This window comes from Arthrobacter sp. B055-34 (assembly GCF_059090425.1).
The window spans coordinates 102,851-114,721 of record NZ_JBNHFQ010000005.1 but is presented as its reverse complement, the minus strand read 5'-3'; the positions used below and the strand labels follow the sequence as shown (position 1 = coordinate 114,721).

Here is an 11,871-nt window from a genome sequence, read left to right as displayed (position 1 = left end):
GGATCCGAACCGTGGGCATACACGTACGAGCGCCCGAACGCCGGGCCTGAGGTCCCCGGGACAGGCACAAACGACATATGTACCGGCTGCCGGCGACGGCGGCACCAGCGAAGGAGTCAACGTGAAAGCACTTGTTTACGGCGGACCGGGACAGAAATCCTGGACAGATGTTCCGGACCCGGCCATACAAAACCCGACCGATGTCATCGTCCGCGTTGATACGACCACCATCTGCGGCACTGATCTGCATATCCTCAAGGGCGACGTTCCAGCGGTCAGGGAGGGCAGGATCCTGGGTCATGAAGGAGTCGGTACGGTCACGGAAACCGGTTCTTCCGTCACCGGTCTTCGCGCCGGGGACCGCGTCATTATCTCCTGCATCAAGTCCTGCGGACACTGCGCGAACTGCCGGACCGGTCTGTATTCCCATTGTCTGGGCGACGAGGGACAATCCGGGATCGGCTGGGTTTTCGGCCATCTCATCGACGGGACGCAGGCTGAATACGTGCGCGTGCCGTATGCGGAGAACTCGCTGCACAAACTCCCCGAGGGCGTCACCGACGAGCAGGCGGTGATGCTCTCGGACATCCTGCCCACCGGCTTCGAGATCGGCGTGCAGTACGGGCGGGTCAAACCAGGGGACACCGTCGCGGTCGTAGGGGCAGGGCCCGTGGGCCTGGCCGCCATCGCCACCGCCGGCCTCCACGGGGCGGCAACCGTGATCGCGATCGACCTGGACGAAAACCGCCTCGCCCAGGCCCGGGAATTCGGTGCCACCGACACCGTCACCTCCTCGGCACCTGACTGGAAAGAGAAGGTTCTTGCCCTAACGGACGGAGCAGGCGTGGACGTCGCCATCGAAGCCGTCGGTATCCCCGCAACCTTTGACATGGCCGTCGACCTCGTACGCCCCGGCGGAAACGTGGCCAACGTCGGTGTCCACGGCAAACCGGTGGAACTGCATCTGGAGGAACTGTGGATCCGGAACATCAACATCAGCATGGGACTGGTCAACGCAAACACCACCCCCATGCTGCTGAAGCTGGTAGCCCAGCACCGGGTTCCGGCCGAAAAGTTCGCCACCCATCACTTCCCCCTCGAAGAGATCATGGACGCCTACGATACCTTTTCCCGGGCCGCGGAAACCAAGGCACTGAAAGTAGTTCTCACCCGCTGACGCCCCCGGAACGAAGGAGAACGCGTTAAAGGTCCCAGTGAAGCGAGAAACCTGTCCATCCGGCGGCTGCGCCCGTGGCCCACGGAGCCGGAGGGGTGCCGGCCACGCTCCTTCTGTATGCGACCCGGCCCCCGCTGCCTGGCCGTTCACATGCCGTAAGCAGGGTATGGCTACCGCTCTTGAACCCCCTGTCCTGCAGCGGTACGTACTGTCTGCCGAGGGCGTAGCGCTGGTGGCTGTATGCGGATCGGGCATGGTCGCCGGCCGGAGACATCGCGTTAGGCCTTCTTGCGGCGGATACTGGGAAAACCCGGGGGGCCGGGACGGGAAGAGAGCCGGGGCCCGGTTGCGGGAGCGAAAGACAGGCCGTTTTGAGAACTTTGGTCAGCTCGTATCCACTGGTAGTGGCCACCGTTCTCTGCGGTCTGGTAACGGCTGGCTTCCTGCTGGTTGGTGAAGGCACGGTAGCGCAGTGGAACGCGAGCATCTTTGCGTTGGCCGTTGCCGCGCGGCTGGCCGTGGACCTGGTCGGGACGCTCCTGCGCGGCGGCCTGGGGATTGACCTGTTGGCGGTCACTGCGGTGGTGAGCACGGTGGCGGTGGGGGAGTACGTTGCTTCCCTGATTATTGTCCTGATGCTTTCGGGGGCCGTGCCTTGGAGGACTTTGCGCAGGGCCGTGCCCGGCGTGAGCTCGGGGCGCTGCTGGAACGGGTGCCGCAGATCGCTCACCTGGAAACCGGCGGCCGCATCCGGGATGTCAGCGTCGGGGAAGTGCGTGCGGGGGACCTGCTCCTGATCCGGCCCGCGGAGGTGGTTCCCGTGGACGGGAGGCTGGTCTCGGACTTCGGTTCCTTCGATGAGTCGGCTTTGACGGGGGAGAGCCTGCCGGTGGAAAAAGCGGCAGGCGACCTGGTGATGAGCGGCTCGGTCAACGGCGAATCCGCTGTCAGGATGGAGGCGGTTTCGGCGGTGGAGGATTCCCAGTACAGCAGGATCATTGCTTTGGTGCAGGAGGCCACCGCCAGCCGGGCCCCTGTCGTCAGGCTGGCGGACCGGTACGCACTCCCCTTCACCGTTTTCGCGTTTGTCCTGGCCGGGACCGCGTGGTTTGTCAGCGGGGAGGCAGCACGTTTTGCCGAAGTGCTCGTGGTCGCCACACCGTGTCCGTTGCTGATTGCCGCCCCGGTAGCCTTCGTGGGCGGCATGGGCAGGGCCGCCAAGGCCGGCATCATTATCAAGAACGGCGGCGTGCTGGAAATGCTCAGCCGCGTCCGGGTCGCGGCGTTCGATAAGACGGGGACGCTGACCAGCGGGCGCCCGGTGCTGGTGGAGGTCCGCGGAAACGGCTGCTGGGCCGGGCCCGTGGGAGCCGGTGAACTGTTGCAGCTGGCGGCCTCCGCGGAGCAGTATTCCTCGCATGTGCTGGCGGAGTCCGTGATGGAGGCTGCCGCTTCGCGGGGTCTGGGCCTGCTGGCTGCCGGCGATGCCATGGAATACGCGACCCACGGGGTCGCGGCCGACTTCGGCGGGCGCCTGGTCGTGGTGGGTAAGCGCAGATTCGTCGAGGAGAGGGCTGCCGGGGTCGCCAGGACGGATTTGGACAGCGGCCAGATGGCGGTCTACATCGGCGTGGAAGGGTCCTACGCCGGCGCACTGATCATGAGTGACAGGGGCGGCCGAACGCGCGGGACACCCTGGCGCAGCTGCGCCGGCTCGGCGTCCGTGAAGTGCTCATGCTCACCGGTGACGCGCAGGAGACGGCGGAGCATATTGCGGCCGAAGTGGGAATCACCCGGGTGCAGGCCGAATGCCTGCCGGAGGACAAAGTGGCAACGGTCAGGTCCCTGCCACGGCGGCCGGTCATGATGGTCGGCGACGGAGTCAACGACGCCCCGGTGCTGGCCGCCGCGGAGGTGGGAGTGGCGATGGGCGCCAAGGGATCGACCGCGGCCAGCGAGTCGGCCGACGTGGTCATCATGCTCGATGACCTCTCCCGGGTGGCCCGGGCGGTGGAAATCGGCCAGCGCAGCGTGAAAGTGGGCCTGCAAAGCATCTGGATCGGCATCCTGCTGAGCATCGGACTCATGGTCACGGCCGCCTTAGGCCACATCCCGGCCGTAGCCGGCGCGCTGGCCCAGGAACTGGTAGACCTCGCCACAATCCTCAATGCCCTGCGGGCTCTGCGGCCGTCCAGAAGAGACCGCCAGCTCACGGCCGGCGCTGCCGTGCCGCAGGACTACTCCCGGTCAGCACCGTAAGCTTGTCGTGCCGGACGACGACGGGCACATCGGCCTAAACGAGGCAGGGCGCCTTCGCACCGGTCTGCCGCACCGGCGAGCCCGACCGCCGGCATACCCTTTCCTTTTGCCCTGAACCTTTGAAGAATGGGCCTATGATGTTCGAACACACAGACCCGATCCTTGACCTTACCGATGATCAGTCCTGGAAGCTGCTGGAGAAGACCCGGCACGGCCGGATCGTCCTCACAGCGGCCGGCGAGACAGATATCTTCCCGATCAACTACCTGGTGCACAACCGGGTGCTGCTCATGCGCACCGCACCGGGTACGAAGCTGGCCGAGATCACCATCAATGACCAAGTCGTGTTCGAAACGGACGGGATCGGCAGCGACGAGGCGTGGAGCGTCGTCGTGAAGGGAACCGCCCGGGTCCTGCAGTCGGGCCAGGAGATCGCCGAGGCCGAGAGCCTGGGACTGAAATCCTGGGTCCCGACGCTGAAGGACTTCTACGTCGAGGTGACCCCGCGGCACATCAGCGGCCGGCATTTCAACCTGGGCGAACAACCCGAGCGGTTCTAGCCCGTCATGACGTTGGTCATCATGCCCTGCAGGCGGCATCAAAGCCTGCATCTGCGGCAGGGCCCGAGCAGCCATGCCGGTTGCGCCGCGTTCCTGGCCGGTGAAGGAACAGAGTCCTTTTCGCCGGACCACGACTGCGTCCCTGACGATCCCCCCGTCATTTCGGCCAAAGAGCAACGGAAGGAAACACCATGAATCACACAGATCAGGGTCCCAGGATTGTTGTGGGTGTGGACGGGTCGAAGCATTCCGTGCACGCACTGCAGGAAGCGCAGCGGTACGCGGCAATGCTAGGTGCCCGGATCCAGGCCGTGACGGCATGGCAATATCCGCTGATGCTCAGTGCCTCTCCCGTCGTGGCATGGAATCCGGGTGTGGACGCGGCCGAGACCCTTGACAACGCCTTGAGCTCCGCGTTCGAGCCGGGCGTTCCCGCAGACGTGGAGAAAACCGTGACCCAGGGCCAGCCGGCCCATATCCTTGTGGAAGCCAGCCGCGGGGCCGAGCTGCTGGTGGTTGGCTGCCGCGGCGAAGGCGGGTTCTCCGGACTGCTCCTGGGCTCTGTCAGCTCCGCCGTTGCCGCGCACGCACACTGTTCCGTCCTCGTCACTCATCATGATCAGGAGCACAGGCACGGCGAAGACGCTGGGTAGCAGCCTTGCACTTCCCGCCATCGTGAACTGCAGACAGCGCTAAAGCTCAAGGTAGTTCAGCGCATAAACGCATAAGAACCGGCTTCAAGCCTTCGTTCCTCAATCTGGAGCATCCGTTTCCAGGGGCGTGATCAGTACGGGGCAATGCGCGTGGGCTGCGACGGCAGCACTCACCGAGCCCAAGCGGAGGCCTTTGAACCCGCCTCGCCCGCGTTTGCCGACCACCAGGATTTCGGCTCCTCGGCTTTCCTCCGCCAGCACATGGGCTGCCTGACCCCGCACGGCAGCTCTCTCCATGTCCGCCGGCGCATCGTCACCGAAGGCCGCATTGACGGTCTCGGTTATGACCTGTTCCGGGCCCTCCAGTCGATTCCAGTCAATGGCCGGATAATCGGACCGCAGTACCGGGAACTGCCAGGCAGTCACGGCCTTCAACCGGCAGCCGGTCAGCTCCGCAAGCCGGCGGGCCTGGCGCAATGCCTCCACCGATTGGGGCGAACCGTCCACACCGACGACAATCAGCCTTCGGGCGCGGTCCTGACCGGTCGTCACGGTTTCCTCCACAGCGTTCGCTTGCAAAAAGCGGGACCACCGGCCCCGGTGATAACCATCATGCCCGACGGCGTTAGATCCGTCGAGATTTGGTCACCCCTGCCGTGGTCGTCCCGGCGGTGCAGGAGGAGTTCCGTGTTCTCCGGGGTAAATGCCCTGCCGCCTCGGGCGGGATCAGACCGTTGCGGAAACCCCGGCCATGTGGGACAAGGCGATATTGCCGCGGCCGGCGGCAAGGAGTCGGACTGGGCGGCCTCATCCGTCCGGGCAGAAAGTTGACTCAGGTCAGGTCTCTGGGCCAGCCCTTCCGTGGTGGACACCCTTTCGACGGACCGGCAGACTAAGAGACTAGGTATTCACGGAATATCCCAGGAGAGGACCAATGGAGCACCTCAGCCGATGCGCCCGCGACTTCCCTGTGGCGTTTCGGAACTTCCTGCCCTGCGCGGCCGTCGGTGCCCTGTGTCAGTTGCTGCTGTTCCGTCTTATGCCTGAGGAGCCCCTGGGCCTGGTGGGGGACTGTTGCTTGCGGGGGTGGGCATTGCCTTGTTCCTGGTTGGTTTGGACCTGAGTATCTTTCCGGTGGCGAAGAACCTGGCCAGTGAGTTTGTCCGTCGCGGGGCGTTGAGGCTGCTTCTGCCGTTTGGTTTTGTCATCGGCGGTGCTGCCTCCATTGCGGAGCCGGCCGTGATCGCCGTCACGCAGCAGCCGCAGCCGGTAGGTGAAGGCAGGATCAACAGGTTTGGTGCTGCGCTTTGTCATCGTTGGCCACGCGGTCTTTCAGTGTTCGGGCGGCAAGGCGCAGCCCGCAGGCCTCCTGGACAATCCTTGTCCAGGGAGTCGGTGCAAGTGAAGACTGGTGTTCATGACTAACCGGCCCGATACTCAGGCACCGACCGCTGGCGGGCCCGTTGCCTGGCATGCGCTGAGTACTGATGCCGTCTTTTCGGCGCTTTCGTCGGGTCCGGAGGGACTGAGCAGTGCCGAGGCGGCCCGTCGGCTTGCTGATGCCGGCCCGAATCAGTTGGTTTTTGCCGGGGTCACTTCCTGGTGGAGGGTCCTGTTGCGCCAGTTCATCAGCCCGCTGATCGGGATCCTGCTGATCGCGGCCGTCGTGACTCTCGTCCAACGCCATTGGGTGGACTCCGGCGCGATCTTCCTGGTTCTGTCCATCAACGCCGTCTTGGGATTTGTTCAGGAGCGCAAGGCGGAGGCTGATGTGCGGGCACTGCAGTCGCTCTCGACACCGTCCTGCCGCGTGCTTCGGGACGGAGCCGAACGGTTGGTGCCCGGGCCCGGTGTGGTTCCGGGCGATGTCGTGCTGCTGGAGAGCGGTGAACGTGTCCCGGCCGATCTTCGGCTCTTCGAAACCAACGGTCTCCAGCTCGATGAGTCCATGCTTACCGGGGAGCCATATGCCGCTACCAAGAACACGGAACAGCTTCCGGTAGAGACCGGCGCCGCGGACAGGGCCAATGTGGCGTTTAGCGGCACGTTTGTGGGAGGCGGCCGCGGCAAGGGGGTGGTGGTTGCCACCGGTGCCGCCACTGCGCTGGGTGAAATTAATGCCCTCATCCAGGGGCCGCAGGGCAAATCGCCGCTGCAACTGCTCACCCACGGCCTGGAGCGGCGGATCGGACTGATCGTCCTCGCAGCCCTGGTCTTCATTGTCATTGCCGGGCTGGTGCTGGGAAACGATGTCTCTACCATGTTCCGCACCGCCGTCGGGCTTGCGGTGGCGACCATCCCCGAATCCCTGCCCATCGTCCTGACCGTCGCGCTGAGTCTGGGTGTCTCACGGATGGCCAGGCGGAACGCGATCATCCGCACCCTGCCCGCGGTCGAGACACTGGGCTCCACCAACGTCATCGGATCCGACAAAACCGGGACGCTGACCGAGAACCGGCTGACCGTGGAAAGAATATGGACCACTGCCGGGCTGCTGGACATCACGGACGGAAACGACGGCGGCGGGCAGGCTGACCCTCCGCTGGTCCGGGCTGTTCTGCGGGCCGGTGCCTTGACCAACGAAGCGACGCTCTCCTCCGAGGACGAGGCATTGGAGTACTCCGGGGACGCCGTAGATGTGGCCATGGCCAAGACCGCCGTCGCCCGGGGCGCCATCAGCGAACACGTCCGCACGACGGCACCTCTGGCCCACCAGCCGTATGAACCGCACCTGCGCTACTCGCAGACGGTCCACGCCACCGCTCCAGGACGGCTCACCCTGTATGTGAAAGGGTCCCCGGAAGTGTTGATGGACGCCGCCGGCACCATGGCCGGCGAAGATGGCGGGGTCCCGCTGGACAAGGCGCTGATTCATGCCGCCAACGAGGCGATGGGCCGGGACGGAATGCGGGTCATCGCCGTCGGCTCCCGGGTGCTGGACAACGACGAGGAACTGCCCTCGCCGCTGCCGCCGCCGTCAGGGCTCACTTTCCTGGGCCTGGAAGGCATGACCGACCCACCGCGGGCGGGCGTAGCCGGCGCCATCGCCAAGTGCCGGCGGGCCGGGATCAAAGTCATGATGATCACCGGGGACCACCCGGTTACCGCGACGGCCATTGCCGGCCGGCTCGGCCTGGCGACGGATAAACCCGCGCTGACCGGCATCGAAATGGCGGACCTGGATGACCACATGCTCGCCGCACGCCTCGAGCAGACCAGCGTTGCCGCCCGTGTCTCCCCAGTGGACAAGCTCAGGATCGTGCACGCCCTGCAAAGGGCCGGGAAGATCGTCGCCGTCACCGGCGACGGCGTCAACGACGCCCCGGCCCTCAAAGCGGCCGCGATCGGCGTGGCCATGGGCAAGTCCGGCACGGACGTGGCCCGCGAAGCAGCGGACATCGTGCTGACCGACGACAACTTCGTCACCATCGTGCACGCCGTGGAGGAAGGAAGAGTCACCTTCGCCGCCATCCGCAAAACCACGTACTTCCTGCTTTCCACCGGTGCCGCCGCGCTGGTGGCAGTGACGCTGAGCGTCTTTGCCGGCACACCCCTGTTGTTCCTGCCGGTTCAAATGCTGTGGATGAACGTGGTGACCAACGGTGTTCAGGACATCGCTCTGGCCTTCGAACCCGCGGAAGGCGATGAACTCAGCCGACCGCCGCGTCCCCCGTCCGAAGGCATCCTTTCGCGCACACTGTGGTTCCGGGCCGGAATCACCGGCGCCTGGATGGCGCTGGCAGTGATCCTGAGCTTCATCGTGTCACTGCACAACGGCATCCCCGAGACCCATGCACGAACCCTTGCGCTGACCATGTTCGTGATGCTCAGTTTCTTTCAGGTCTTCAGCTCCCGGGCAGAGAACAAATCCCTCTTCCAACTCCGGCTGCTGGCCAACAAGCCACTCCTCTGCACCTCCCTTGCCGCCCTCGCGCTGCACTGGGCCGTCATGACCTGGCCCGTCACCGCGGGGCTGCTGGAACTGTCGCCTCTGAACGGCTGGGAATGGCTTCTCTGCACCGCCGTCGGCTCCACCGTGCTGATCATTGTCGAGGCGGAAAAGGCCGTTCGGCGCTGGTCCCACCGCAATGACGCATCGGCGGCATGACCGGGTACCCCGTACCCCCGGGCGGAGCTGTCCCTGCGCACCCGCATTCCGCCTGCCCGCAGGAACTGGATTTGCGGTGCGTGGTGCTGCGCCGCGTCATCGGCTCGCCGCCTTCATTTCCAATCAGGGTCCGGTGAAAGCAGCGGTGCTCCCTGTCTCAGGTCAGCGTGTGAAGGCAAAGGCCAGCACGCCCCCCGAGCGTGACGTAAAGCATGGCGGTGGGAAAAGTGGAGCGCAGTACCTTTCCCTCCTGCCCGGTGAGGCCCACGGTGGCTACGGCAGCCACAATGTTGTGCGGGCAGATGATGTTTCCTACCGCGGCTCCGAACCCCTGTGCCCCGAGCAGGGGCAGCGCCGGAAGGCCGGCAGCGTGGGCGGTAGTGCTCTGGAGCTCGGTGAAAAGCACGTTGGAGGCGGTGGCCGAGCCGGTGACGAAGGTCCCGAACGTCCCAAGGGCAGGGGAGACCAGCGGCCACGCCATTCCGATACCGGCTGCCGCATAGGCCAGCTCGTCCGTCATCCCGGCATGGGACATCGTGCGGGCGATGGTGACCATCGCGACCAGCGCCACCATCACCGGGCCCAGCTGTCTGGTCGCGGTCAGGAAAGCCTCGCGGACCTGGCCACCGGAGGCCCGCTGCAAAACGGCGCCGGCGGCAAAGGCCACGGTCAGCAACATTGCCGGGTGGAACAGCGGCCGGACACTGCCGGAAAATCCTGTACCGGTCTCCCACCCGATCGTGACGCCTTCCAGCACGTCGCGGACCGGTGGGATCAAACGGGTTGCGAGGACAAGAAAAACCAGGACCAGATACGGGGCTGCTGCGCGCAGCAGCTCCGACCGTTCGCCGGGCCCGGTGGATTCGCCGCGGGAGGGGGCTGCCTCCAGCCGGGCCCGGCGGACAAGGACTCCGGCGAAGACGGCCACCCCGGCCAGGGCCCCTCCGAGTGTGGGCAGCTCAGGACCGACAAAGGTGGCGATCAGGCCGTAGGGCACGAGGAAGGATACCGCGGCCAGGACCCCCCAGGTCCACAGCCTGCGGGTGTCGGGCAGGCCGCGGCCGATGACCAGCACGACCGCACCCGTCAGGATTCCTCCGAGGAATACGTGGTAGGGGACCGTGGCCTTGGCCAGCTCCGTTGCGGAAAAATCCACCAGCGCACTTTGGGTCAGCACGGGTGTGCCGATGGCGCCGAAGGACACGCCGGCGGCGTGCCCCAGCAGGGCCGCTGCCACCGCACGCACCGGGGGCAGGCCCGCGGCTACCAGGAAGGGCGCGGCCAACGCCACAGGCGTGCCGAACCCGGCGGCGCCCTCAAGGAATAATGCGAAGAACCAAGCCACCAGCAGCGCGCCAGCCGGGGGTCGGGGTGGAGACGAGCCAGGCCGGCGTGCAACCGTTCCGCAGCGCCGGTGCGTTGCTGCAGGTAGTGGATGCCTAGCGCGGGTCCGATGATGCCCGCCACGGTCGCGGCGATGAAAGAAGCTTCCGCCAGCACACCGGCCGTCCCGGAGACCGCACTGAACCGATCTGCCGGACCACCAAAGCCGAACGCTGCCACGGCGAGCACCAGGGTGACCGTGGCTGTTACCAGCCCTGCCCGTGCGGCTGACCATCCGGCGACGGTCATGAGTACCAGTACCAGCAGCACCGGTACAGCTGCCAGGAATGCCAGCATTCCGGGCTGGATTACCCTGCGATGTCGTCAGCGGTGACCTGGTTCAGGTCCTCGCCGCGCTCTGCAGCCGTGAGGTTATCCATCGTCGTCGCCGCGATGTTGGTCAGGGCCTCGCGTGTGAAAAACGCCTGATGGCCGGTGATCAGCACGTTGGGGAAGGTGAGCAGCCGCGAAAATATGTCGTCGTGCAGAACCTGGTCTGAGAGATCCTCGAAGAACAGGTCTGCCTCTTCCTCATACACGTCCAGGCCCAGGTAACCTATCTTCCCCTGCTTGAGGGCATTGATTACCGCGCGCGTGTCGATCAACATGCCCCGGCTCGTGTTGATGAGCATGACGCCGTCGCGCATGCTGCCGAGCTGTTCGGCTTGAATGAAATGTTGGGTCTGCGGTGTCAGAGGCAGATGCAGCGAGATGATGTCGCTTTGCGCCAGCAAAGCGTCAAGGGGCAGATACTCCACTCCCATCGTCCGGCATTCATCGTTGGGATACGGATCGCTGGCCACCACCCGGCAACCGAAGCCGATCATGATGCGCGCGAAGCAGGTCCCGATCCGGCCGGTGCCCACGACGCCCACCGTCTTGCCGTACAGATCGAATCCCAGCAGGCCGCTCAACGCGAAGTTGCCTTCCCTTACCCGGTTGTAGGCCCGGTGGATCCGGCGGTTCAAGGCCAGCACCAAAGCCACGCAGTGCTCGGCTACCGCGTGCGGCGAGTAGCCCGGAACGCGAAACACCAAGATCCCAAGCCGTGCCGCCGCCTTCAGATCAACATGATTGAAGCCCGCGGAACGTAAAACCACGCTGCGGACACCGAGCCGTGCGAGGTCATCAAGCACCCGGGCGCTTAGATCGTCGTTGACAAAGGCGCACACCGCTTCAGCGCCTGCGGCCAGCGGAACGGTGTCGCGGGACAAACGTGACTCCAGGAACGAGAGGTCATGCCGGTGGGCGATGTTTGCCGCCGTCAGGAACTGCTCGTCATACGGCTTCGTGCTGTAAACGGCTACCCGCATGCTCTGCCTCCGCCTGTTTCACTGGATCCCGCACGCCTTTTTCGGTACAGGAAGTAAGCCGAGCCTGCGAGACGTAAAATCCGATCAGCAAGCCGGCGGCAAAACCCAGCATCTGTTTTTCTCTTCGCCACGTGGTCTTCCGGTACCAAAACCAGCAATTCTCCGGCCGCAGCTCCGCCGGAGAGAGACGGAAGTACGCCTTGGCCGGGACCTCACACACACTGGATTAAGCCATGAGCCGAGACTACAGGGAGTTCCCGGTTTGGGGCACTGTCCTGCTCGGGTTGTCCAAGGGGCCTGACGGGAAGATGGATGTTACGGCCGGCAGGGCACGCGGTTATGCCTCCTGTCGCAGCGCCTGCCGGGGTGCAGCAGCCGGGTACGGGCCGGCATCGCGTTCTGCGGTTGTGAGCATGTG

General features: G+C 65.2%; 9 protein-coding genes and 1 pseudogene. 6 read left to right on the top strand and 4 right to left on the bottom strand.

Translation table 11 applies throughout. From position 1 onward, the window contains the following. Positions 1-121: 121 nt before the first annotated feature. The 4 genes and pseudogenes from AC5RWO_RS11395 (at position 122) to AC5RWO_RS11380 (ending at position 4,649) form a co-directional block, all read left to right on the top strand. The gene (locus AC5RWO_RS11395) at positions 122-1,177 is read left to right on the top strand and encodes a zinc-dependent alcohol dehydrogenase family protein (protein ID WP_498731485.1); all 1,056 of its coding nucleotides are present in this window, start codon (positions 122-124) and stop codon (positions 1,175-1,177) included. A 380-nt stretch (positions 1,178-1,557) separates the two neighbouring features. Then, positions 1,558-3,436, top strand: a pseudogene (locus tag AC5RWO_RS11390) (heavy metal translocating P-type ATPase). Positions 3,437-3,570: 134 nt separating this feature from the next. Then, positions 3,571-3,996: a pyridoxamine 5'-phosphate oxidase family protein gene (locus AC5RWO_RS11385; protein ID WP_498731484.1), complete on the top strand. Its 426-nt coding sequence runs from the start codon at positions 3,571-3,573 to the stop codon at positions 3,994-3,996. 191 nt (positions 3,997-4,187) lie between these two features. Then, positions 4,188-4,649, top strand: a complete 462-nt coding sequence (locus tag AC5RWO_RS11380) for a universal stress protein (protein ID WP_498731483.1) — start codon at positions 4,188-4,190, stop codon at positions 4,647-4,649. Positions 4,650-4,748: 99 nt separating this feature from the next. Here the strand turns inward: AC5RWO_RS11380 and AC5RWO_RS11375 are convergent, their stop codons facing one another. After that, a complete protein-coding gene (locus AC5RWO_RS11375; protein ID WP_498731482.1) occupies positions 4,749-5,201 on the bottom strand; it encodes a universal stress protein in 453 nt (150 codons plus the stop codon). 534 nt (positions 5,202-5,735) lie between these two features. Between AC5RWO_RS11375 and AC5RWO_RS11370 the strand changes: the two genes are divergently transcribed. Both AC5RWO_RS11370 and AC5RWO_RS11365 read left to right on the top strand, forming a co-directional pair. Continuing rightward, positions 5,736-6,074 (top strand): DUF1538 family protein, encoded by a 339-nt coding sequence (locus tag AC5RWO_RS11370; protein WP_498731481.1) that lies wholly within the window; start codon positions 5,736-5,738, stop codon positions 6,072-6,074. Next, positions 6,067-8,757 (top strand): cation-translocating P-type ATPase, encoded by a 2,691-nt coding sequence (locus tag AC5RWO_RS11365; RefSeq protein ID WP_498731480.1) that lies wholly within the window; start codon positions 6,067-6,069, stop codon positions 8,755-8,757. The genes AC5RWO_RS11370 and AC5RWO_RS11365 overlap by 8 nt, the downstream gene beginning before the upstream one ends. Positions 8,758-8,914: 157 nt before the next feature. On the opposite strand, the gene AC5RWO_RS11360 is transcribed toward AC5RWO_RS11365, so the two are convergent. The 3 genes from AC5RWO_RS11360 to AC5RWO_RS11350 are packed head-to-tail and all read right to left on the bottom strand — an operon-like array spanning position 8,915 to position 11,453. Continuing rightward, positions 8,915-10,102, bottom strand: a complete 1,188-nt coding sequence (locus AC5RWO_RS11360) for an L-lactate permease (RefSeq protein WP_498731479.1) — start codon at positions 10,100-10,102, stop codon at positions 8,915-8,917. After that, complete coding sequence (locus AC5RWO_RS11355) at positions 10,021-10,437, bottom strand: hypothetical protein (protein ID WP_498731478.1); 417 nt, start codon at positions 10,435-10,437, stop codon at positions 10,021-10,023. The genes AC5RWO_RS11360 and AC5RWO_RS11355 overlap by 82 nt, the downstream gene beginning before the upstream one ends. A gap of 11 nt (positions 10,438-10,448) precedes the next feature. Beyond that, positions 10,449-11,453 (bottom strand): 2-hydroxyacid dehydrogenase, encoded by a 1,005-nt coding sequence (locus tag AC5RWO_RS11350; RefSeq protein WP_498731477.1) that lies wholly within the window; start codon positions 11,451-11,453, stop codon positions 10,449-10,451. Positions 11,454-11,871 lie beyond the last annotated feature (418 nt).

Bases quoted from the DNA above. Each gene is read 5' to 3' on its own strand.
- AC5RWO_RS11350 (WP_498731477.1), bottom strand. From the start codon at position 11,453: ATGCGGGTAGCCGTTTACAGCACGAAGCCGTATGACGAGCAGTTCCTG.
- AC5RWO_RS11380 (WP_498731483.1), top strand. From the start codon at position 4,188: ATGAATCACACAGATCAGGGTCCCAGGATTGTTGTGGGTGTGGACGGG.
- AC5RWO_RS11365 (WP_498731480.1), top strand. From the start codon at position 6,067: ATGACTAACCGGCCCGATACTCAGGCACCGACCGCTGGCGGGCCCGTT.
- AC5RWO_RS11385 (WP_498731484.1), top strand. From the start codon at position 3,571: ATGATGTTCGAACACACAGACCCGATCCTTGACCTTACCGATGATCAG.
- AC5RWO_RS11355 (WP_498731478.1), bottom strand. From the start codon at position 10,437: ATGCTGGCATTCCTGGCAGCTGTACCGGTGCTGCTGGTACTGGTACTC.